The sequence below is a fragment of the Vibrio sp. 10N.222.52.C12 genome (assembly GCF_041474215.1).
Lineage (GTDB): Bacteria > Pseudomonadota > Gammaproteobacteria > Enterobacterales > Vibrionaceae > Vibrio > Vibrio crassostreae_C.
Window position 1 is genome coordinate 1 of record NZ_JBFRTR010000136.1, and the last position, 23,487, is coordinate 23,487.

Below are 23,487 nucleotides of genomic sequence, written 5' to 3' on the forward strand. Positions count from 1 at the left end.
GTTTTTAGTTCCCGCTAATGCGCGATGAACCTTATTTGTTTCGACCTAGTGAGTCAGAAACAGATAAACGGCTCTTTTATTGAGTGGGTGCTGGATTCGAAATCTAGCTCACGAAACCTTAGAGATTGAGTCTACTCAGTGATCTCTTGCAGCACTTCTCCGATTGACCCGCTTGGTTGGGTGATACCCAGTTTGTTCGAAAGCGTTGGCGCAATGTCATATGGCGTCACTGCTCGCGATACCTTCTTAGCTTCAACGTCGTAGCCTGCAAAGATCACAGGCACATGAGTGTCGTATTTCCACGGAGAACGATGTGTAGAGGCAATTTGGAGGCCTTCCATGTCGTTAATGTAGCTGCGCGGTGCAAATACTACGTACACGTCGCCAGAACGAGCAGGGTGGTAGTTGTTTTTAATTAGCTGCATCACATGCGTATCCGGTACTCGGTTAGCCGCAATGTCACTACTTGATACAGCAAACGCAACACCTTTCACTTTTGCAATTTCATCCGCAATAGCTTCTTGGACCTTAGCCAGATCAAGCTTCTTCTCAGCGATCAGATCATGATTCAGATAGATGTAAGGTTGTGCGTACAAGCGAATCGCGTCTTTGGTTAAACCAAATTCATCCTTCAATCGTTTCTCAACACCACTCGAGAGTAGTGTGTCTTTATTGAAGTATTGAGCTTGATTGAAACCAAGCGCATTTGCCGCAGGTGAAGATTCAGGTACACCGTGGTCGGCAGACAGCACAATCAATGTGTTTTCTAGCCCGACTTGGTTATCCACGGTTTTGAAAAGCTTAGCGAGAGTCTTATCAAGTCGGATAAGGTTGTCTTCTGTTTCTAGGCTTTCAGGGCCGTAAAGGTGCACCACGTAGTCATTTGATGAGAAACTCACTGACAGATAATCGGTCACGTCGCCTTGGCCAAGCTTCTCTTGCATCAACAAGGTGCTAGCGAAGTTTTCCGTGATTTCGTCACCAGCAGGGCTGACGGTTAGCGTTGTGCTGTAGTACTTGTAACTTGCCGGGCCATAAGGATGAGGGAAGGTGCGTTGGAAGTCACCGAGTTTCACTTTGTGTTCGGTATCGTGTTCTTGCAACGTGTATTTATCACGCGGTAATGAGAGCTCCCATTTCTGTTTGGAATACTGAGCAGCAATCGCTTTCTCGTTCCAGCGTGATACCCAATTTGGATACTCGTCATAGTAATAGTTACTGGTGACAAACTCCGATTGTGCTTTGGAGAACCAGAAGGCTTTACCACTGTGTCCTGCCAATGAGATTGCGCCGCGGTCTTTCACTGATAAACCGAATACTTTTGATTTGCCACTATTGGAAATCGTCAGTTCGTCACCAAACGTGGTGGAGAGTATTGGCTCTGGAGAGCGGCCATCGCCTTGTGCTGTCTTCTGCGTTGGGTCGATCTCTGTTGCTTTATCGACACCTGCACCAGAGGTCAGCATTTGGTAGTTACCGTCTTCTACGTTATACACCAAACGTTCTTCGCTACGGTCATACCAAACATTACCTACCATGCCGTGTACGCTCGGTGGAGCACCTGTTGCAAGCGACACATGGCCCACGATCGTTTCCGTGTTGCCATGTTGGTAGTTTGCGTTGGTGTAGTAGGTACCATAATCCATTAAGTACCGGAAACCGCCTTCACCGAAGTTTTGCTTATATCGTTCGATTAGATCTGCGCGCAGGCCATCTACCGTGATTTAAAGGACTAGATTTGGCTTTTTCTCAGCTGAAGCTGGGAGAGCGCAGAGTAACGCGAGGGTTAGTCCTGAAAGCTTGGTGTATTGCATAGAGTTTCCTTATTCACTGTTGCCGCTGAGTTCTAATGTTTGGTCAGGTTTCCAACGTTTGGCCAGATTTGTAACGTGTGTGCAGTGCGAATCGTATTTTTAGTATTGTTGGTGACGATTAGTGAACCATAACCTTCGGCATCTTTAGTTAGTTCGCTTCGTTAGCTAGCTCACATCCTTAACTAAACGCAGCCCCATATCTGACATAGTGATCGATTGGCTTGCGAAGTCACGACGGTAACTTTCAGATTCATTTTCGTCATAAGCAAAGCTGCCACCGCGAACCGATTTGTGTGATAAACCGACGTCGCTGTGTTTTGCGTTGTTAGGGTTGTCTGTTGGACCGAATCGGTAGAAGGTGTCATCGAAGGCATCGATAACAAACTCGCCCACGTTTCCTGTCATGTCATATAAGCCTAGTTCATTTGGTTTCTTTAGCCCGACTGGATGTGCGCTATTTTTAGAATTTGCTGAGTACCATGCAACATCATCTAAGTTATTGGAACCACTGTAAGTATAGCCTTTACTTTTATTGCCACCTTTGGCTGCAAATTCCCATTCAGCTTCAGTAGGCAGACGGTATTCTTCACCCGTTAATTCATTCAACTGCTCAACAAAATAGTTTGCTTGCTGCCAACTAAGGTTATTGACCGGAACTTGTGGGTTTTGGAAATAACTGAGAGATGAACCCATCACCGATTCGAACAATTCTTGAGTCACCTCGAACTTCGCAATATAGAAACTATCTACAGTTACATTACGTGCAGGACGCTCTGCTTTGGTCGCTTCTGGACCGTTCGACCCCATGGTGAATGTGCCGCCTTCAACCAACACCATCTCTTGGTCAATTTGTTGGGCGATGGGGTGTGTAGGCACGCTTGCACAGCCACTCAGAAGGATAGTCATGGTGACGCTGCTAATTGTTGCTAACTGTTTGTAATTAAGAAATTTCATCACGTGCCTCAGATGTTCGAAATAGGGTCTAATTCTAACGTTTAAGGTCATTCCTATTGGTTATAAAGGGTATAACATGTCACCTGTTCGAATAGGAATTATGATGGGTCCAGAATACTAAAATAGGTAGGTAAATCATGCATATTACTCAAGGTCCACAATATAACGGTAAAGCGTCTAAGCGCTTGCATGTCATGGCTAAGCCGATTGGCGCAGCATGCAACATTGACTGTAAATATTGTTACTACCTAAGTAAGCAAGATTTGTTGGAGTACAAGAAAGGCAGTTCTCCAAGAATGGATGATGAGACGTTAGAAACCTACATCCGACAATACATCGAAGGTCAAAACACGGCAGAAATCATCTTCTCATGGCAGGGCGGTGAACCGACCATGCTAGGCTTGGCGTATTTTGAACGCGTGGTTGAGCTACAGAAAAAGTACCAACCTGAAGGTGTATTGATTTCAAACGACTTACAAACCAATGGTACATTGTTGAATGATGATTGGGCTGAGTTTCTTGCGAAGAACAACTTCCTGATCGGTTTGAGTATTGATGGTCCTGAAATGCTGCACAATGCTTATCGTGTTAACAGAGCTGGCCGTGGCACATTCAAACAAGTGATGGCGGCTGTGGAGCTGCTGCACAAACACCAAGTGAAGTTCGCAACGCTTACCTGTGTGAATAACCTCACCAGTCAAAATGCACTTGAGGTCTATCGCTTCCTACGTGATGTGGTGAAGTCACCGCAAATGCAGTTTATTCCTATCGTTGAACAGAAAACGTTCCGAACGGTTGCACCACAAACATCCCAAGTAAGCGAGCAGCTTAAACAAGGCGACAAACGCCTGATCCCCGGCCATAAAGATTCAATCATGGAATCGTGGTGTGTGTCGGACTTGGCTTGGGGTAACTTCTTGATTTCTGTGTTTGACGAGTGGGCCAAGAACGACATCGGCAAGGTGTTTGTTCAGTATTTTGAAGCGAGCGTAGAAACATGGATTGGGCGTCCGAACCCACTGTGTACCTTGAATGAGATATGCGGAAAGGGCTTGGCAATGGAGCCAAATGGCGACGTATTTTCATGCGACCATTATGTTTACCCTGAATACAAGATTGGCAATATTCATCACGAGAAACTTGATGATTTGGCGTACAGCGCACCACAGCAAAAGTTTGGTTTTGCTAAATCCCGTACACTGACCAGTCAATGTCAGCAGTGTGATTACAAGTTCGCTTGTCATGGTGAGTGCCCTAAGAACCGCTTTATCAAAACTCGTGTAGGTGAACCGGGTTTGAACTACTTATGTGCTGGTTGGCATAAGTTCTTTTCTCATGTCGATAAGTCGATGGCGTACATCGCTCGCGCGATGGGGCATCCGGTTGCTCATGGTAAATTCAGCGACTCAGTATTGATGGCGCATCGAGCAAAACAGGCGCAACAAGCTACGTTCGAGACCAAGTTTTAACTCGTTCTTTGGATCAACAGGTCCAAGATAAATTTAATCAGATACGAGTCTAAGGACAGGCTAAGTTCTCCAGTTTAAGGTAATACTATGATGAAGAAGAGTTTAGCGACGGCTGTTGCTTTATTGATTTCAACGTCCGCATTAATTTCAACGTCTGCGATGGCTGCGAATAGCGTTCAACAAACGGTTGACGCGCCAGCACAAAGTATCAATCAAGTGCTTGAAATGACGGACACTCAAACCCGCATTCAACAGTTGTCTTACATGGCACAAGATCAGAATCAATCTGTTGAAAATCGTACTGGTGCACTGCAAGAGCTTGCTTCATATCCAAGCCAAAATGCGCTGGTGGCGGTGGCAAGAGGCTTAAAAGATCAAAACCCTGAAGTTCGTGAAGCGGCGGTTATCGGTTCTGAACCTTACCAACTTGAACATCGCTGGGCGTTAGTTTCACCCTTGCTAAAAGACAGCGATACCATGGTTCGCCATACGGCAACGTCAAACCTAGTCCGTGACTTCAATGCATTGGATGACGAGCAGAAAGCACAAATTGAACCACCAGTCATAGAGCTTATTAGCTTCTTGGAAACGCAAGAATCTGAAAAGTACCAATTACTGTTTGCTGATGTGCTTCGTTGGCACAATGACTGGGATAAGGCGGAAACGGTTTATCTAGAGCTGATCAATACGCATCCAAAAGAAGCGCAAGTTTGGTTGAGCTACGCAGATAATTTTCGAGCTCAGAACAAAGATAAGCAAGCAGTCGAAGTATTAGATCGTGGTTTGGAGAGCGTGCCAAACAACGCCGCTCTGCATTATTCGAAATCGTTGACTCTGGTTCGCCTTGAAGACAAAACTGCGGCAGCCAAAGAGATTGAAGTGGCTGCGAAGCTAGCGAAAGATAACAGCTACTACTGGTACCTAAATGGGGTATTACAAGAAGAGTTGGATATCGACAAGTCGACTAAATCGTTCGAGAAAGCATATTTGATCTCTGGTTCTCCAGAGCAGCTATACGCGGTATGCGATATCTATGTGCGCTACGGAAATGAAAAGACCGATGATTGCTTAGGTGAGCTAGGTAAAGTAGCTCCTGACTATGTTATTGATCAGTTGAAAGATAAACGAGTAGCGCCAAGCTCATAATATCCTAATGAGTAATTAGCGAAGCCTATAATGAAAAGCCAGTCGACACGTTCGACTGGCTTTTTCGCATCCATGAACTGCTTAGACGAGGTTCAAGTAACTAAAGACAAAATAAGGGCAAGCCTGTTACTTGCCCATTTCGTTTTATTATTCACCCATAGAGCTTGATGCACGGCGTCTGTCGGTCGCGCCATAGATCTTGCCATCTTTGACTTCAATGGCATTCAAGCCACTGACGACTGGAATGACATGCACCGGATAACCGAGCTGCATGAACTCTGGTACTAACATTTCGGCGTAGGTTTTCTTTTCGACGAGCAAACCCGTTGGGTCGTAAGGTTTGGTGCGATCAATCTTGGTCTTTGTCTTTTTGGTAAAACAGCGCAAAAGTACCACCGCCGATCCCAGTCATATCCGGTTCAACCACCGACATTGTCATCTGCATCGCCACCATTGCATCGACTGCATTACCTCCTTGCTTGAGTACCGAATACCCAGTGCTGCTTACATATGGATTCGTTGCACTTACCATAAACTCTTCGCCAGTTTCGTCTGGCGTAATTGGAAAAGGATTTGGGTTAGCCGCGAAACCGACCGCTGAAACCAAACTTAAAGATAAAGTCGCTATTCGCATGCGTTCTCCGTTTAAGGTATCTGTTTATTCGCTCTTAGGTTGACCAAATTAAGGTAGTGAAGTTCTTTAGTTTGCAGCCTTCTTACACAATATTGACGGCTCTGACATTAATCGCCAAACCAACTAAATGTTTTTCTATTAAAGGATAGTTAAGACCAATGTTATGGCTTGTTACGCATGACAATTCAAAGACATTAAAAAGCCCAAGGTTATTTGATTACCTTGGGCTTTTATTTAATGGTGATTGTCTAATTTTGGGTTAGAAGACGAAACTCAACATGATGGTATAAAGGACGGCATCTTTGTCATCAAAACCAGTAAGTGCGTTGAAATTCTCAACAAAGGCACCGTTTGCTTTACGAGCCTCAAAATATTGCACTTCGCCATTGATGGAGACGTTAGGTAACACATCGTAATCCACACCAATTAGGTAGCTGTTTCCTGTTAGGTGTTCGTGAGAATCAAACTCTGCTCCGTAAACGACGTATGGAGTGAATAAATCTAGTCTGTAGCCCAAACTAGCGTACATCGAGGACGAGATGTCACTGATCTGTCCTTCACTTGTCAAAACAAATTGACCCAGTTCGTATTCTGCTCCTAATGACCAAAGTTGTATATGCTTGTTGTCTTGCTCAGTTCTGAATGGGGTCGGTACTCCGGGAATTGTTGTGATCACAATCTGATCGAAATTTGAATCTAGGAAAGATAAATTCCAACGGTAGCTATCACCGCTTAGCTGCAGATTTGCGCCGAGCATGCGATTGGTTTCAAATTCCAGTTTTGTAGTCGAGTTGAAATCTACGTCATTTTTATCTTTTATGCCGATAAACGGAGTAAGTAAAAGAGTAGCTTCGTCACTGACATCGTGAGTCCAGCTCACTTTTATGCCATTGAAAGCTGTGATTCCGAGAACGCTGTTATACACCTCTGTCGGTGGCCTCGCGGTCATATAGGCTTGGCCTACATAGTAGTACTCAGAGGCAAGGAACAGTGGCAGTCGTAATCGACCAATGCTGACATCAAAGTCATTAAATTCATAACCTAAGTAAGCCCACTCTAGCTGCGGCTCACTCCAATCATATTGGGGTGGCTTGACAACTTGCACGGAAGCTTTGAATGAGTTGTAGAAGTAATCGAGTTGAACACCAAATGTGGTATCACAGTCGTAACAGCTCTCATCAGTAAAACCGCGGTTGATGATTAATGGATTATCGTTATCCGATGTTGCCCAAGACGTTGAGCCAAAGCCACTCAAGGATAAATTATCGGTAAGTTCGATATTCGCAAAAGCCGGAGAGGCCATTGAGGCACATAACACTGACGTAATTATTCTTTTCATATTATTTCTCCGAACTTATAACGTAGAGAACGTTGGCATTTTGAGGAACCGAAGAGAGTGGGGAGTAACCAATACGGTTTGGTTTGTCATCAAGCCAGTCGACTAAGCTGTCGGTTGACGCCGTTTTGATTTCTCTTGGATAACGCGCTTTTCCTGAAAAAGATAAACCAGCCCAGTGTGCATTCATTTGAGCGGCATTTTTTCCAAGCAAAAGCTGATAAAAGTCCTCTCTTTCGGCACTGTTCTCAGGCCAATCAGACAGTTCAACACGTTTGCCATTGAGGTGCTTAGTTTTCCCTCTATAGAGCTTTCGCGCTTTGTTTATTGATATCTCTTCAAATCCGGAGTCTAAAGAAAATATGGCATAATCTTCAGCGGCGTGAGCAGGGCTTAGAAAAAGCAAGCTTCCTAATAGCCCTACCGCGACTGGCAACATGACTCTGCGGGGAAGTGTTTTTATTGTTCTAATCCAATCCATGAGGTATCTCCTAACAAGTCGCACTTTCTATTTGATGGAATAGCTTTTCTTTTCTTACGGGCTTCGCTACGTATCCATCCATTCCGGAATCAAAGCACTTTTGAATATCATCATCGATAACACTGGCGGTTAACGCGATAATAGGAGTTTTGCTTAAGCCTTGGTTTTTCTCGTGTTCTCGAATCTCCTTAGTTGCCGTGAAACCGTCCATAACAGGCATCATGCAATCCATCAAAATAATGTCGAAGCTACTGTCGTTCTGGTACATATCAACGGCAATTTGTCCGTTGTCTGCAATTTCAAAGGCATATCCGGCCTTCTTCAGCATGATAGAAGCTACTTTTTGATTGACGCGGTTGTCTTCGACTAGCAAGATTCTCTCTGATTTGCTCGGAATTGCGTTTTGTTCCGCTTCTTCAGGCAAAGTACGTTTGGTCGCAGCCCCGTTGATAATTGGAGTGACAGTTGCAGGTTGTTTCTTAGGTTGAGCTTTATAGGAAGCTGGTAGTGGCATAGCTTCTACCGCGGTGAGTACTTTCTCTTTAAGCATTTCGAACTTGAATGGTTTTGGTGCATAGTCATCCATACCAACGTCGAAACACCTCTGAATATCGTCATCGATGACACTGGCGGTCAATGCAATGATAGGGATGCGTCGCGTCGCTTCCGTTTCTTTTTCAATTCTTCGGATGTTGCTTGTTGCATCAAAGCCATCCATAACCGGCATCATGCAGTCCATGAGTATCGCCGCGTAATGAGGATTAGCGGTGAACATGTCCACAGCTTCTTGACCATTATTAGCGAACTCGAATTCAAAACCACTTTTACCGACATGAAGACCAGCAATTTTTTGGTTGATCTTGTTGTCTTCAACGATGAGGATTTTGTGTTGGATCTCGACTGATGTCTGGCTTGCTTCTGATAGTTCCGCCAAACCTCGAGTATCACAAAGCTCAATAGCTTTAATTAAACGCAAGCCGAGTAGGGGCTGTGCGACTTGTGCAGTAACGCTGTCACCAAGATCCGCTGGCTCACTTAAGAAGGAACGTATCAAACAGATAGTGATGCCGTTTTGGTGCAGCTTTTCTAAGTTATCTGCGTGGGTATTAGCTAGGAATGCGTCATCTTCGGCGAAAACAACAGTAATAGGTTTAGTGTGTTTTTGAGTGGAGAGCTGCTCTGTAATTGCCGTTATATCATTCGTTTTATCGGTAACCTTCAAACCATAAAGGTTAAGGTCGCTTTCTATTCGCTCAGAAAGCATGTTCTCATTACCTAGAATATAAATATTTGCTGAGGCAGTGCTTGGTTTCGGTAACATCAAATCAACAGCCAATGCTAGGTCGAAGTAGAAACAACTGCCTTCACCTTTAACTGAATCAAGTTGTATCTGGCCGCCCATTAACTCGACCAACTGAGTACTAATAGCAAGGCCAAGACCGGTACCACCGAATTGTCTGGTTGTTGAATCATCCTCTTGAGCGAAGGGTTCAAATATTTGTTTTTGTTGCTTTGAATCGATACCAATACCTGTGTCGCGAACGGCAAATCGAATGGTGACATTATCGTCAGATTGTTCGAGCGTTTGGATTGATAATGTGACGCCACCTTCTGCCGTAAACTTCACTGCATTCGACATAAAGTTCATTAGGATTTGTCTTAAGCGGTGATCGTCGATCATCACGCGAGCTGGTGTGTCTGGGCTGATATCAACGTTAACCGATATTTTTTGTTCTTTCGCTTTTGGTGCCACAATAGAGGCGATGTCGTATATCGACTCTCTAATCGATGCAGAATGCGGGCTGATTAATAGCATGCCAGACTCAATTTTAGAGAAGTCTAAGATATCGTTGATTAAGCTAAGTAGCAGTTGGGATGAAGTTTCAATCGTATCCACATAATCACGCTGTGTGGGTGTGAGCGGCGTATCTGCGAGGATTTCCGAAATACCAATAACACCATTGAGCGGGGTGCGAATTTCATGAGACATGTTGGCCAAGAAGCTACTTTTTGCTTTGCTGGCTTGTATTGCGTGGTCTTTCGCGTGTTCGGCATCCTCTTTGGCTCTCTCTGCGTCTTCTTTTGCTACCGTCAATCTCTCTTTCGCGAGCTCTCGTTCGATGGTCAATCGTTCAACTTGCTGAGCAAACAGACTGAGTTCATCTTTACCTTGGATTAATTTATCTAAAGAAGGGCGCGTGTCATCATTTTCGCTTTTTAAGAAAGCTAACACCAAATTAAGGTTGTTAGTGACTTGTCTCGCCAAGCTAAGAGTTAAACCCATAACAATCGCAGCCAGCAAAGCGACGATTGAAATAAACAGGGTTCGTTGTATTTGCGCGTCATAGATGGCTTGCTCAACTTCTTGTTGAAACTCTTGCTTGATTACGCCGCCAAGGCTTTGTAATAAGTTGAGCCGTGCGCTCATCGCTTCTAAGCCGACAGACACTTCTTGTGGCGTCAGTTGGCTGATTGTATTTAGGTCGAGTAGCGCGCTTCTTATCTCTTGGCTTTGAGCAAACACATCATTTCGAAACACTTCAACCATCAAAGAAACTTGATGTTCGTTGGCGTTCAATGAAACAAAGCGCTCTAAGAACAATTGCTGTCTTTCACTCAAGGTTTTGATCTGTTCGGCGAGTTCTGGGTCGTACTCTTGGCTGATTTGGAAGATCTCAATCAGTGAACTACCAAGCTTGAACTCTTCGTTCGACCAAAACATCAACCACTCAAGTTGTTGAAGGGCAGTGAGGTGCTGTTGAATTTCACGTTTAGTGTTTTCAAAAGGGACTTTCTCTACTTCAAGTAACAGTTGCTTGTATAAATCGCTCTGCCATTCGAGGGCATCCAATTTATCGTAAGTGTCAGTCACTTGCATCGTCGATAAGGTCGCTTCGCTGAAATCGGCAACAAGTTGATTCATTTCATCAGATGCGTCTAAAAAAATGATGGGAGACAGGTTTTTAAGTTCTGCCTTTACTTGGTTGCTTTGAGTAGCAAACTCTTCAGGGCTAGAGGCTAAGGTACTTCTATACAAAATAGAAATATCTTGAAGATAGACAGATAACTGATTGGTTCGTTCAAAATCGGTTAACTGAGTCGTTAATATATAAGCCTGTCTACCTGCTAGGAAGAGTAATAATGAAATGGGAAGTAGAACTAAGCCAAAGAGTTTATGTTTGACTGAAAGGTTATTCCAAACCGTAATCGCCATATAAGGATCCATCCAACTGTCGTTATATAAAAACAGTAGAATAAAAATGCCGATATGGAAACTTTGAAACGGTAAATTTTACGTAAGTGTGGGAGAGGTATAAGTTCTTGTGATTCCAGAGCTTATTTTGAAATGCGTTCTTTTATTAGTAATTTATAGCGTTTGGCAGTTTGTTTAATTTTATGCTTATTGATGAATCACTTAAAAAGCTTACTAATGAGGACGATTGTTATCGAGGCTTAATTCGAAAAGAAGTTGCTCTAATACGGTTTTTGCAGAGGGTTCTAATGTCCAAATACCGAGCATTCTGTTAAGTGCGGCGCGATACACTCTGTTTTTTAGTAGGAAGGCGAGTGTGCTCGTATCATTGCTGAATACGTGCATTTGTACGATGGTGAGCTCTGCTTTGTTCTCAATGTCTATTTTCTGAAGATTGAAAGCGGGTAGGAAGGCAGACTCATACCAAACCTCAACGATCTCTCGAAGCTCCATCTCTTCTTCAGGTACATCGCACTCCTGAAGTTGGTGGTTTTCAGGAATTGCGGATAAGTAAGCTACATCAAGCTTGTCTGCAACGAATGTGTACATATTCTTCCTTGTTACCTGTGGTATTGGGGCGAATCATCCCTCTCGCTTATGAATTTGTCAATTATATCCATTTCCCTAAATAGCGAATTGTGATTAAGCGTTGAGGTTTTAGCTTAAGCTGTTTAAGTATTTGTCTGTTAAGCCAAAATATTTCAAATTTCCATCCGGCTCTAACACTAAACTCATGTTTGATGTTGCGATCAAACCAGGGTCGTTGGTCGAAAAAATGACTGTTTTATTCAGCAACTTATCGCTGAACAAACGGTTAAAGTACTGCGCATTTTCATTTTCTGCACCATTGAATGGCTCATCAATAATAATCAGAGATTGCTCACAGTTACCTAAGCCGAGTGCCAGACGCAATTTTTGTTGAATTCCATTCGGGAGACTTTTGCATTTATCCACGCTTAACTGAGTAGCTAAGCCTTCCGGAAGCCATTCATCTAACTCGAAGAAGCTCACCATCTCTTGCATCTTGTCTGTTGGAATCAGCCCGTTGTGTAGAATGAAGTTGGTCTCGAGTGAGCTTTCAAAAATATGCAAATTAAAAGGGATGTAGTTAATCGAGGTGCGATAACGGTAGCTATTGAACTGTTTAATGTTGTAACCATCGACAGAGACTGCGCCTTGATAGCGGTCTTCTAACCCAGCAATGATTGAAATTAAGGTGGTTTTGCCGCAGCCCGTTGGGCCACAAATGACCACTTTTGCACTGGGTGGGATTTTGAACCCCAAGTTAGTTAAGCCGGTTGCTGCTCCCGCGTATCGGTGACTGACACCGCTGCCCACGATGCTGCCTTGGAACAGGCGAATAGGCGGGCTTTTCTCTAAGGTTAATTTGTCGTCATTCATCGACATTAAATTGTTGATCTGTGCGGACGAAGCTTTGATCGACTGGAACTTGGAAATTGAGTTATAGATACCCATGATTGGGCCTAACGCTTTCCAAACCAGAATAACGGTCGCGAGCATGGCACCCGCATCAGAAGTACCTTCCATCACGCCAATAACTGCAGTCACGATACTTGCTGTGCCAATCACTTGGATCAAACTACCGCCAGCGGCCTGAATCTTACTGTTCGTTACGGCAACGTTCTCTGCATCGCTGGTGCTTTGCATATGCGATGCACTGAATCGAGATTGAACGACACGAAGTAAAGGCAGGCCTTGGATTGTTTTGATACCACGAAGGATTTCGTTCCATTGATACGAGACCATCGCATTGGCGCGCGAACTTTTGGATGTGGCTTGCGAGTAGATATAGCGAGAGTAAATACAGAACACTAACATCAGGATTAAACCACCCATCACCACTAATGCCGCTGTACCAGACATCAGAGCAATGGCGATGATAAATACGATCACAAACGGCATATCAAAATAGCTGAGCGTCGATTCGGCAGTCACCAAGCGTCGGAAGGTATCGATATCTTTCAAACGTGCTAGCTGAGAAGAGACCCCAGCAGTAGATGTCATCGCATAGGGTAGCCAAAGCAATTTAGATATAACGGCTTGCGAGATGTGCACGGCGAGGTCTTTACCGGAAGTGGCAATGATGTTGACCCGCATTTTCTTAAAGAAGTATTCAGAGAAGCCGACAATAATGGCGAATAAGGTTAGCCAATAGAGTGTGGCTTCGGAGCTCGAAGTCAGTGCGAAGTTATATACACTCATAATAAAGAATGGCTGCAATGCACCGAGAATACTGATGACGAAGCTGAGAATGATCAGGCTTTTAAGTTCATTGTTATAACGATAGAAAGCGTATTTAATCCAATTGCTTCTGTCTTGCGATTCCGGAGGTGGCTCGCGGAACAGACGAGAATATTCGCTAATCGCAATCAGCAAACAGGGCTTTTTGCACATTGGGTATTCAATGGTGTTGTTGTTCGTGTAATCAAACAGCAGCAACTTTCCATCTTTGGTGCCTAAGAAAATCGCACTTAGATTCTCTATTTCAATAAAGCATGGCTGAGGGTGTTTATCTATATTCTCGAGTGTCTTTAATTTGGTCACATCACAGCGATACCCAAGACGCTCTATGGTTGCTGTAAAGCTGTCGCTGTCTTTGTGTTTCGGAATAAAAGCATCGCTGAGTATCGCGGGTGTGCCTTCCCATTCGAGTGCTATCAAGGTGTAGGCCAAACCGCGGATAAGTGGCGATTGACTGTAACGTTCGTCGTATCCGCTGGATTCAAAATCCAAGACACGTTGCGGTACATTATTGAAGTCGACTAAGATACTCATTGGTCACCTCCGGTAAGTTTTACGCGTTTGAGGCGATGGTTAAGCTTGTCCATTTTATTACTGGCGATGATCAAGATTTTGTCGTTGGCTCGATAAGCCGTACTGGTGAGAACCATTCGTGCAAATTCCTCATCAAACACACAGTCGATGTCATCAAATATCAATACGCGCTTACTGGCGAGCAGGGCGCGAACTAATAATAGGGCGTAGCCAACTTGGCGTGAGAATGGGTTACGCATATGGCCTTTGAGTTCTGTATAAAAACCGGCAGGAAGCCCATCAATTTGAGCTTTGATGTTCATGGTTTCACACAGTGCAAACGCCGTGTTATTCAAGCTTGGGCGGAAACAGGTGAGGTTATCGATAATCGTCCCTTCTACGAACGAACTGGTCTTATCAACCATCAGAACACTGTTACGCCAAACGTTGTAATTGACGTCATCCAAAGGCGTGTCGTTAATCATGATATCTAGTTTGCTATCACTGTTCTGACGCGTAATACAGTTAGCGAGGTGGGTCTTACCTGAACCACTTTTCCCTGTCAGCAAATAGGCTTGTCCGAGTTCGAACTCGATACGCTGCTTTTCAGAATACTTAACCGAGATACGTTCTACTTCTGTTGTTTCATGTTGGTGTTCAACAGAGGCGGCCAATTCAAGGAGGTCAACGATACGCTGAATATGGAGTTTGTTTAACTCCCAACGGCTCGCGGTGCGCATCACTTGTTGGTAAGGCGCAAAATAACGGTTGGTTAGCATGATGATCGCGGCCATGATGCCTTGGCTAGATTCCATATTGATAACGGCCGTTGCCAGTACCACAACAACACAAGCTATAGAAAGCTGTTGGATGAGCGCCAATATTAGGCTGAAGTTAGATTCAATCTGCTCATATTTGATGTTCTCAACTTCGCGCTCTTCGACCATTTGTGTCATCAGGCTTTCAACGCGGTATTCCATATTTCGAGCTTTGATATCAAGCGGGCTAGAGATGATCTCAATGATTTTGGAGGTAGTTAACCCTTCGATGTCTGACTTATTCTGCAAACTACCAATCTTTTGTTTGGAAAGGCTCCACGCAAAAATAGCCAAGATGACAGAGGCAATCAGAAGGGTAATGCCAGCCCATATGTTGATGAGTCCTATGATGAGGATAGTGATCACGCTGACGGCAAGGTTGATAAGCGCTCGAACCGATTCGCCACCAAAGAAGGTTTTCAATTCAGGAATGGTTGAGATTCGTTCTAGGTATTCGCCTGGCTCCAAACGTCGGAACTTAGAGATTTCCGCCAAACAGATGGATTGAAATACCTTATTGGTTAAGTTGGTCTCAAACTGCCTCATGATGACAGAGGAAATCTTCTCTTCCTGATTTTTTAAGTGATAGTCGAGGAAGATAGAAATCAAGATAATCGCGAACAATAAGAACAGAGTATCTTGTGCTTGGTTGGGTAACACTCGGTCAAAAATGATCAGAATGGAGAAGGGCAGTACCAAACCAAACAGGGTCGATATTATCGTTGAGAAAGTCAGATAACACTTATCTGCCATGTTGATCTTTTGCGAAAACTGCTCAGTTTGCATTGCGACCTCCTTTCCTCAACGACTCCGTTGAGAGAAGATGTTTAGGCACCAAATCTTGATTGTCTCGTCCCTCAATATCGCTCATTAATTGCATCACGCTTTCGATAGATTGAATTGAGAGTATTCCCTTAATTTGCTCAAGCTTGATGGTCTCGATGATGTAGTCGTATCGTGCGCTTTCGTAGTCTCTTAAGGCGCTGAATAGTTTACTTTCCGCCGCCAGCAAGTCGGTGATAGTACGCGTGCCCAATTGGTAGGCTCTTTGGATCCCTTTATAAGACGCGTAGTTGGCGCGAATGATGTTTTCGTAACTGCTTATAGACTGCGAGAAATCGTTAATGTTGAGCACGGAGGTATTCACACTGTTACGTGTGGTGTAAAGCGAATCTTGGTAAAGCAGCTCAGTACGTTCGATGGCCGTCGATGATTTTTGATAGCCGTAGTAATCAGAGCCACCAGACAAGATAGGAACTGCTAGGTTTAACCCAACACTGGTTGAGTTACTTTCGCCTGTCGCTGTAATGTCGGTTTTGTCGAAGTTATTGGCGTCATCGTGTCGATAGCTGGCTGAAAGCGATACGGTCGGTAAGAAGTTCGAACCGCTCTCTTTTAAGCTTCTGCGGCTTCTCTCGACGTTTTTCTTAGCCACTAACAAGTCGTTGTTGAGCTTTAACGCTTGATCCATGATTGATCGTTGTTCGGTTTCGTTTATCTCTTTTAAAGGCACACTTTCGTAGATATCTTGAGACGGAGTGATAGGGTATTGAATCTGAATCGATAGCCCGTTGAGAATGACGCGACGGTCTTTCTGCAAGGTTCTCAATCGATTCGACACACCTTCTTTCTGAGCAATCACTTCGTAAAGCTCACTGGCGGCTGTATTGCCGAGTTCCACATTGCGTCGCATTTGATGTTCACGCGTCTCAGACGACTTAAGCTCTACCTTGGTCGCTTTAATTTGTGCGTTGTTTTTCAAATACTCAAAGTATTGAGAGCCGATTTCTGAAATAGTGCTTTGGATTTTGTTCTCGTGTTTAATATCTTCAATGTTGAAGTCGAGCTTTGCCGTCCCATATTTGAAAATATCGCCCAGATTGAAGATCGATTGAGAAAGGGAAAGGCTGTAGCTGTTCGAGTTATAGCTTGAAGTTTCATCAGGCACACTTGATAGCAAGGTTTCATTCTCGTTCCATGTGGTATCGGCAGCACCATTGAGGGAAGGAAGAAATTTTGAGCGGCTGATACCAATGTTGTACTCGTTCTCTTCGACCCCTTTATCACTCGCCCGAAGAGAAAGGCTGTTCTGCAGACCGAGTTCTACCGCCTCAAGCAGGGTAGTCGCCGATGCTGAAGGTGTCGTGCTTAATGTAAGCGCAGCTATGATGCTGCTAGTTAAGTTTTTGTACCGCCACATACTTGTTGATCACCTTGATGATTTGGTCGCTTTTATAAGGTTTGCTGATTACGTAATCCATTCCGGCCTCAATACAAGCCTGGTGTTCGTTACTGCTGGTCAATGCGGTTGCACCTATGATGGTACAAGGGTTTTTCTCGTTTTGTTGTTCGAATTGGCGAATACGTTTTGTTGCTTCGATGCCGCCCATCCCCGGCATGATGCAATCCATGAAGATGATGTCAGAGCGCTTATTCATGAAGTGCTTCACAGCATCGGCGCCATCGCCAACCATGTCGGGTTCGTATTCTTGCTTGGTCAAGATTCGTTTCAGTAAAATCTGCTGAACTCGGTCATCCTCTACGATCAGGAATGAGCTGTTCTCCATCTGTTCGTCCGATGCTTCCGCTTCCATAATGGTGAGTAGGTTTGGAATGAACTCATAAGGGATAGCAGGGGCGTTGATGATTTTGTCGACGAAGCTATGACACTCTTGTGCTTGCTGAGTGTTGGTCACTGACAACAGTAACTTGGTATTTGGGTGGTTCTTAAGCTGAGATTTCACAGTCTTACTTAGTGAGGGCAGTTTGTTGGGTTCAAAGGTATCGGTGAGCATAATCGCATCGTAATCACCAAAGGTCTTCGCCGCTGAAAATAACTCATTGGCAGTGCGAATCTCGGTGATGTCCAGCCCCAAATTACTGAGCATTTTCTTCATCACATCGATGCGAACTTGAGTATTAGCACACAAGAGTAAACGCTTGCCATCAAAGCGAGTTTTCTCTGTGTGGAAGTTCTTAGCCTTAAGATCAAGCTCGATCTGAAAACGTTCCTGAGCCCCTGACTGGAACCAGTGGCTCTCGTAATATCCGTAATCCTTCAGAACGCTTTTCGCTAAGTCATCTGTGCTGGCTGTATGGTCTTTGTGTGCGCTCCAATGGAGTTTGTTGAGCTTGGCAACAGAAACATCCAGTGTTGATAAGAAGTTGAGGTTGATGGTGACACGGGTATTTTCCATGTCTGAAGCCGCACCCGATTCAATCGTTACAAACAGTTTCTTATTTGATTTGAGTTGAATGGCATTGGAAAGCTGCAGGAACAATATCCAGAACAAGCTGGTGGATTGACCTTCTACACGATTGGGTAAGTTGTCAGAGATAAAACAGTCAAGTTGGCTTTCATTACGTTGTACTTTGGCACTGATATGAATCATTAATTCAGATAACACACTCAGTAAAGAGAACTCTTTCGACTTGCTTTCCGTCCCCTGTGATATCAAGCGATTATAGTTTTCTGCTAACTCAGATAGTGTGCTACACGCAGAGGTAATATCGTTCGCCATCAACACGCCGTTTTCATCGGTTTCTTGAACCAGATATTGGACGCCACCGTTGATGGTGTTTGTAATTCCGCGAATCTCATAACCGATCAGCGCATACAACTGTTTGTAGAGATCGTTATTGCGCTTTTGGTCTTCTAATTTACTGAAAATAAGTTTGAGATGAGAGTAAATCTGACGCTGCTTGGGGTTGATGCTAACTTCATTAAGAAGCTCTTCAAGACGTTGTAAATCTAGCTGCTTCAGCTCTTGATACAGGGCATCGAATTCATAGTCGATTTCGCGTTCGTTAGAACTGGATTTCTTTAGCTTCAACATAGCAACTGAGTTGGATAGAATCGTAATCACAGCCAATATCACGACCACCATAAACAACCAGATAAAGAACTCGTTTTTTTCTGACATTAAGTCATTTGCATGGTTGTTAAACATGGTGCGATAGTTGTCGTCCATCTGCAGATAGTTATTGGTCAATGAAAGGTACAAGCCTAATACGTCGTTACGTGTTTTTGCGCTATCGGAGAAACGATTAATCGCCAATTCCAGTTGTGTGTATTCAGTTGCCCCAACCAAGCTGAACTCGGTTTTGTTCAACGAGGCTAAAGAGCGAAATTCATCAATTTCAAGCTTCAAGTTAACCAGGTTGAATTGGTTAGTGCCGCAAGTGTTGGTACTTAAACACTGTTGCAGAGTTTGAATATCTTGTTCTATGGTCTGATTAAGCTTCTGGGCTTGTATGAGCAGTGGGGCGCTTTGCACTTGTGCGACTGAATCTATTTTTGACCAAGAACAGTATAAATAGAAAGCGAGCGCAGCCAATACCACGCTAAATAGTATGCTTAGACGTAGGGCGGGTATGGAAATATTGTACGAAGGTTTACCGCTCATTGATTATCTCTCATCGAAAGCATCCTCGATGGCTGACATCACCGGTTTCGCAGCGTATTCGATCACGCGACGCGAGCCTGTTTTCACATCAGCGGTAAACTCCATGTAAGGTGATAACTTGTATTGAGTGCCTCCTCGTTCAAGAAAGTTTCGGTCAATTTCAATCTCAGCTAAATAGAATTCAGCGTCTTCTTCTTCGTATGATGAACGGCTGATTGAGGCGATGGTTCCCTCAACAAACCCGTATTTTGCAAAGTTATAGGTATCCATTTTTACTTTCACTGCCTGACCAATTTCGACAAATCCCATGTCTTTACGTGGGATCTTCGCTTCACCGTGTAACGAATTATTTATTGGGGCAATATCGGCGATACTTTCTCCTGGCGGAATCACAGCAGAACGGAAATTGAAGTGAAGTTTATCGACCACACCATCGACTGGCGAGTAGACGACTAGGCGATCAACCTTGTCGGAATGCTGCGGTTGTAAGATTCGCTTTAGCTTGAGGTCTTTGTTCGCTTGAATGATTTGTGCTTGGTACTCAGAGTTTCGATTCTCAACCAAGTCACGGTGTTGCTTTTCCAGTTTGTCGAGTTGGAAACGCTCATTCATCACAGATTCGTCAAGGTTCTCAATCTCACGCACCATATTCGACTCTTGTACTTTCATGTTAAGAACGTCGACATAAGACGCCATCTCTTCTTTATAGAGGGTGTTTTTGATGTTGAGCTGCTTACGTATCAGAGAGAGTTGATTCTCTGAACTTTTGCGACGCTTTAACATTGAACTGATCAACGAGTTCTTGTGCTTAATATCGTGTGTAATGAGTTCTTCATTTGAACGGTTTTTAGAGAATTCTTGTCTCCAGGTATTCATGTTGACCTGAACTTGCTCAGGGTATTTCTCAATGAAAGCGTCGAAGTTAGGCTCTATCATGTCGCGTAAGCTTTCATAACGAATCTTATCGAGCTCTATCTGAATAATTTCAGTATTGACGGTATCAAGTTGAGTGTTACGGTCAAGTGAGCGTATTCGAGCGATAGGTTGGCCCTCATAAACGACTTCCCCTTTTCTGACTAACAATTCTTCTAATATCCCGCCTTCTAAATGTTGAACTTTCTCAACATCCGATTCCAATAGCAGTTCTCCACGTACAGAAACAACAATGTCAATACGTGCTTGTGACGCCACGGCGATAGCGACCAAAGCGAGCAAGAATATAATGAGCAACGTTTTGTGAACGCTGGTCATGGCACTAGCAAGCACAATAGTGTCATCAGCTGTGACCTTAGAAGCCTCGTTATTGGAAACAAGTGCTTTTCTGAGGTGATGTTCTATTTGGTTATTGCTCATGACTGACCTCGGTTACTTGCCATCTATTACTTCCTTAATATCCAACAAGTGGTTGATTTGTCGATTGACGTTGTGCAATTCAGTTTTTACATCCTCTATTAGATCTTCCGGCGCAGGAAACTCGTGTCTACTCAAGTGTTCCAATTTGGCCATTTTTGGCGGAAGGTCTTGGTCGCAAAGCAACGTTAAGATGGTCTTCAATCGTTTTGAGTAACTGTTGAGTTCATCAAAACGATTACCTTTATGAAGCGCTTCTATATTTAGGGCTGCGTCAGAAAAGTCATTGTAAAAGTCGCCTAATAGCAATTGCAGCCCTTTGTGGTTGTTGTCGACCGAGCGCAACAAATTCGTCATGTCTATCATCGCTCCACTCCCTTAATTGCTTTAATCACAATAACTAAGGATCTTTAAAGGCAGTTTTCAAATTTTTTTTGATTCTTTCTCTTTAAAAAGAAATTATGAAAAATGTTGTATAAAAAATTGGTTTTTCAAAATGATGTCCTTTAATGCCTCTATAAATACGATCAGTTAGCTAGTAGCAACGGAGGCTGTAATGGCAGGCGAAAATAACCAAAACAACCAAAATGAAGATCTAAATGACGCGGTAGAACAAACGGACACGAACGACGCGGGTACGCCCTCCCAACAGCAGAATCAACAAAATCAACAAAACACGATTGCGTCGACAATAGCGACGGGTGCTGAAAATGCGGATGCGGCAGACGAAGTTAACCAGGCTTTAGACGAAAATCCGAGTGGTGCAGGTAATGCTGAAGATGCCTCTGCTTCTGGTGCGGCTGTGCAAGAAGAGACGCCAGAAAGTGATGGAGATTCAGACGCTGCACAATCCAATGTAGTTGGTGGAGCCGCTTCTGAAGCTGGCTCGGATAACGCTGCTGGCAGTGGTGGCGGTGCTGGAGCGGGCGCACAAGCTGTAGGTGGTGATATCGCAGAGGCTGCGACAGGTGGTGTAGACGCTGAAGGTAATGAAGAACAAGGCCAAGCTGCGCGTACTTCAGCAGCGCCGAGTGCGACATCTTCAGAGTCGGGTGACCAACAAGTTGGTGATGAGCTAGATTCACAAACAGTAGAAGAGACGTTTGCAGTTGATGTTCAAGCTTCTGACGAAGAGACCATTAGCGAAGTAGAGGATGACTTTGATTCTGAAACGGTAAGCGAAACGTTTAAAATCAAAGTGGAAAGTGAAAATGATGCGCCAGAAGCTGAACAAGATCTGGCTTACATCATGGATGAAGATGGCTCCATAACATTCACTCAAGAACAATTACTCGAATACGCAAGTGATGTAGATGGGGACGAGCTTGTTGCTTCTAACGTTCAAGTTGGTGATGATGCAACAGTTCAAGACAATGGTGATGGTACTTTCACCGTTGTTCCTTCAGCTGATTTTAATGGTGAACTTGACCTTACTTTCGACATCAGTGACGGCCAAGAAACGATTAGCAGCGCAATTGATTTAACGGTACGCCCGATTAATGACGCGCCTGTTCCTGAAGATAAAACGTTTGAAATCGAGGAAGACGGAACTCTTGTATTCACCGACGCTGACCTCCTTTCTGGTGCGACAGACATTGAAGGTGACAACCTAACGGTTGAAGGTGTGACCTACGATGGTGGCGACGGTATCCTGACCGACAACGGCAACGGGACTTACACCTTTGCGCCAAACGAAAACTTCAATGGCGACGTAAACTTCGGCTTCGATGTATCAGACGGCACCGATACGGTCTCTGCCAACATCGATGTGAGTGTAACTGCCGTTGATGATGCACCTGTGTCAGGCGATTTAGCGTACTCAATCGATGAAGACGGTTCTATCCGTTTAAGCCAAGAGCAATTGCTATCACAAGCATCTGACGTAGAGGGCGATGACCTTACGGCTAGCGACCTTACGGTTGGTGGAGATGCGACGGTTGTAGCTAATGATGACGGCAGCTTCACCATCACGCCAGATGAGAACTTCAATGGTGATATCGATATTAGCTTCGATATCTCAGATGGTACCAATACGGTTCAAGCATCGGCTGACCTAACCGTTAACCCAGTTAATGACCTGCCAGTACCTCAAGACCAACAGTTCAGCGTTGAAGAAGACGGCACACTTATTTTCACTGATGCTGACCTATTAACAGGTGCGACTGATATTGAAGGCGACAACCTAACGGTTGAAGGTGTGACCTACGATGGCGGTGACGGTATTCTTACCGACAACGGTAATGGTACATACACCTTTGCGCCAAATGAAAACTTCAATGGTGACGTAAACTTCGGCTTCGATGTGTCAGACGGAACCGATACGGTCTCTGCGAACATCGATGTAAGTGTGACTGCGGTTGATGATGCGCCTGTGTCTGGTGACCTAGCGTACTCAATCGACGAAGATGGTTCGATTCGTCTAAGCCAAGAGCAATTGCTATCACAAGCATCTGACGTAGAGGGCGATGACCTGACTGCTAGCGGCCTAACGGTTGGTGGAGATGCGACGGTTGTAGCTAATGATGACGGCAGTTTCACCATCACGCCAGATGAGAACTTCAACGGTGACATCGATATCAGCTTCGATATCTCTGATGGTACTAACACCGTTCAAGCTTCAGCTGACCTAACCGTTAACCCAGTTAACGACCTGCCAGTCCCTCAAGTTCAACAGTTCAGCGTTGAAGAAGATGGCACGTTGATCTTCACCGATGCTGACCTGTTAACCGGTGCTACTGATATTGAAGGTGACAACCTAACGGTTGAAGGTGTGACCTACGATGGCGGTGACGGTATTCTTACCGACAACGGTAACGGTACGTACACCTTTGCGCCAAATGAAAACTTCAATGGCGACGTAAACTTCGGTTTCGATGTATCAGATGGTACCGATACGGTCTCTGCAAACATCGATGTGAGTGTGACTGCGGTTGATGATGCGCCTGTGTCTGGTGACCTAGCGTACTCAATCGACGAAGATGGTTCGATTCGTCTAAGCCAAGAGCAGTTGCTATCACAAGCATCTGACGTAGAGGGCGATGACCTTACTGC

General features: G+C 44.4%; 14 protein-coding genes and 3 pseudogenes. 3 read left to right on the plus strand and 14 right to left on the minus strand.

The annotated features are described in order from the left end of the window. Window positions 1-131 precede the first annotated feature (131 nt). A pseudogene (locus AB4623_RS21140) lies at window positions 132-1,814 on the minus strand (alkaline phosphatase family protein). Between the two features lie 165 nt (window positions 1,815-1,979). After that, window positions 1,980-2,768, minus strand: a complete 789-nt coding sequence (locus AB4623_RS21145) for a formylglycine-generating enzyme family protein (RefSeq protein WP_372147336.1) — start codon at window positions 2,766-2,768, stop codon at window positions 1,980-1,982. Window positions 2,769-2,905: 137 nt separating this feature from the next. Here AB4623_RS21145 and AB4623_RS21150 point away from each other — a divergent pair, with 137 nt between their 5' ends. Both AB4623_RS21150 and AB4623_RS21155 read left to right on the plus strand, forming a co-directional pair. Further along, window positions 2,906-4,237, plus strand: coding sequence for an anaerobic sulfatase maturase (locus tag AB4623_RS21150; protein WP_065584866.1), 1,332 nt, complete (start codon window positions 2,906-2,908; stop codon window positions 4,235-4,237). Window positions 4,238-4,324: 87 nt separating this feature from the next. Further along, entirely contained in the window at window positions 4,325-5,383 is a 1,059-nt protein-coding gene (locus AB4623_RS21155; protein ID WP_372147337.1) for a hypothetical protein, read from the plus strand. Window positions 5,384-5,530: 147 nt separating this feature from the next. Here AB4623_RS21155 and AB4623_RS21160 read toward each other — a convergent pair. The 12 genes and pseudogenes from AB4623_RS21160 to AB4623_RS21215 form a co-directional block, all read right to left on the minus strand. After that, window positions 5,531-5,743: pseudogene (locus AB4623_RS21160) on the minus strand (gamma-glutamyltransferase); the annotation flags it as partial. After that, window positions 5,739-6,017 (minus strand): annotated as a pseudogene (locus AB4623_RS21165) (gamma-glutamyltransferase); the annotation flags it as partial. The pseudogenes AB4623_RS21165 and AB4623_RS21160, both read right to left, overlap by 5 nt. A gap of 259 nt (window positions 6,018-6,276) precedes the next feature. After that, the gene (locus AB4623_RS21170) at window positions 6,277-7,356 is read right to left on the minus strand and encodes a sulfate ABC transporter permease (protein ID WP_372101361.1); all 1,080 of its coding nucleotides are present in this window, start codon (window positions 7,354-7,356) and stop codon (window positions 6,277-6,279) included. Window position 7,357: 1 nt separating this feature from the next. After that, window positions 7,358-7,834 (minus strand): hypothetical protein, encoded by a 477-nt coding sequence (locus tag AB4623_RS21175; protein ID WP_017060466.1) that lies wholly within the window; start codon window positions 7,832-7,834, stop codon window positions 7,358-7,360. 10 nt (window positions 7,835-7,844) lie between these two features. Further along, the gene (locus tag AB4623_RS21180; protein ID WP_372147338.1) at window positions 7,845-11,048 is read right to left on the minus strand and encodes a response regulator; all 3,204 of its coding nucleotides are present in this window, start codon (window positions 11,046-11,048) and stop codon (window positions 7,845-7,847) included. Window positions 11,049-11,261: 213 nt separating this feature from the next. Further along, window positions 11,262-11,636: a hypothetical protein gene (locus tag AB4623_RS21185; RefSeq protein WP_017060464.1), complete on the minus strand. Its 375-nt coding sequence runs from the start codon at window positions 11,634-11,636 to the stop codon at window positions 11,262-11,264. Between the two features lie 108 nt (window positions 11,637-11,744). Then, entirely contained in the window at window positions 11,745-13,883 is a 2,139-nt protein-coding gene (locus AB4623_RS21190) for an ATP-binding cassette domain-containing protein (RefSeq protein ID WP_372147339.1), read from the minus strand. Then, entirely contained in the window at window positions 13,880-15,466 is a 1,587-nt protein-coding gene (locus AB4623_RS21195) for an ABC transporter transmembrane domain-containing protein (protein WP_017060462.1), read from the minus strand. The genes AB4623_RS21190 and AB4623_RS21195 overlap by 4 nt, the downstream gene beginning before the upstream one ends. After that, entirely contained in the window at window positions 15,456-16,880 is a 1,425-nt protein-coding gene (locus AB4623_RS21200) for a TolC family protein (RefSeq protein WP_372147340.1), read from the minus strand. The genes AB4623_RS21195 and AB4623_RS21200 overlap by 11 nt, the downstream gene beginning before the upstream one ends. Beyond that, window positions 16,855-19,086, minus strand: coding sequence for a response regulator (locus AB4623_RS21205; RefSeq protein ID WP_372147341.1), 2,232 nt, complete (start codon window positions 19,084-19,086; stop codon window positions 16,855-16,857). Before AB4623_RS21205 ends, AB4623_RS21200 begins: the two co-directional genes overlap by 26 nt. A 3-nt stretch (window positions 19,087-19,089) precedes the next feature. Then, window positions 19,090-20,439, minus strand: coding sequence for an HlyD family type I secretion periplasmic adaptor subunit (locus tag AB4623_RS21210; RefSeq protein WP_017060459.1), 1,350 nt, complete (start codon window positions 20,437-20,439; stop codon window positions 19,090-19,092). Between the two features lie 12 nt (window positions 20,440-20,451). Then, window positions 20,452-20,802: a hypothetical protein gene (locus AB4623_RS21215; protein WP_065584860.1), complete on the minus strand. Its 351-nt coding sequence runs from the start codon at window positions 20,800-20,802 to the stop codon at window positions 20,452-20,454. 190 nt (window positions 20,803-20,992) lie between these two features. On the opposite strand from AB4623_RS21215, the gene AB4623_RS21220 reads away from it, so the two are divergent. Further along, window positions 20,993-23,487: tandem-95 repeat protein (locus tag AB4623_RS21220; RefSeq protein ID WP_372147342.1), on the plus strand; the 2,495-nt coding region annotated here is incomplete at its 3' end.

Bases quoted from the DNA above. Each gene is read 5' to 3' on its own strand.
- AB4623_RS21205 (WP_372147341.1), bottom strand. From the start codon at position 19,086: ATGAGCGGTAAACCTTCGTACAATATTTCCATACCCGCCCTACGTCTA.
- AB4623_RS21215 (WP_065584860.1), bottom strand. From the start codon at position 20,802: ATGATAGACATGACGAATTTGTTGCGCTCGGTCGACAACAACCACAAA.
- AB4623_RS21175 (WP_017060466.1), bottom strand. From the start codon at position 7,834: ATGGATTGGATTAGAACAATAAAAACACTTCCCCGCAGAGTCATGTTG.
- AB4623_RS21185 (WP_017060464.1), bottom strand. From the start codon at position 11,636: ATGTACACATTCGTTGCAGACAAGCTTGATGTAGCTTACTTATCCGCA.
- AB4623_RS21210 (WP_017060459.1), bottom strand. From the start codon at position 20,439: ATGAGCAATAACCAAATAGAACATCACCTCAGAAAAGCACTTGTTTCC.
- AB4623_RS21195 (WP_017060462.1), bottom strand. From the start codon at position 15,466: ATGCAAACTGAGCAGTTTTCGCAAAAGATCAACATGGCAGATAAGTGT.
- AB4623_RS21180 (WP_372147338.1), bottom strand. From the start codon at position 11,048: ATGGCGATTACGGTTTGGAATAACCTTTCAGTCAAACATAAACTCTTT.
- AB4623_RS21170 (WP_372101361.1), bottom strand. From the start codon at position 7,356: ATGAAAAGAATAATTACGTCAGTGTTATGTGCCTCAATGGCCTCTCCG.
- AB4623_RS21150 (WP_065584866.1), top strand. From the start codon at position 2,906: ATGCATATTACTCAAGGTCCACAATATAACGGTAAAGCGTCTAAGCGC.
- AB4623_RS21145 (WP_372147336.1), bottom strand. From the start codon at position 2,768: ATGAAATTTCTTAATTACAAACAGTTAGCAACAATTAGCAGCGTCACC.
- AB4623_RS21190 (WP_372147339.1), bottom strand. From the start codon at position 13,883: ATGAGTATCTTAGTCGACTTCAATAATGTACCGCAACGTGTCTTGGAT.
- AB4623_RS21155 (WP_372147337.1), top strand. From the start codon at position 4,325: ATGATGAAGAAGAGTTTAGCGACGGCTGTTGCTTTATTGATTTCAACG.
- AB4623_RS21200 (WP_372147340.1), bottom strand. From the start codon at position 16,880: ATGTGGCGGTACAAAAACTTAACTAGCAGCATCATAGCTGCGCTTACA.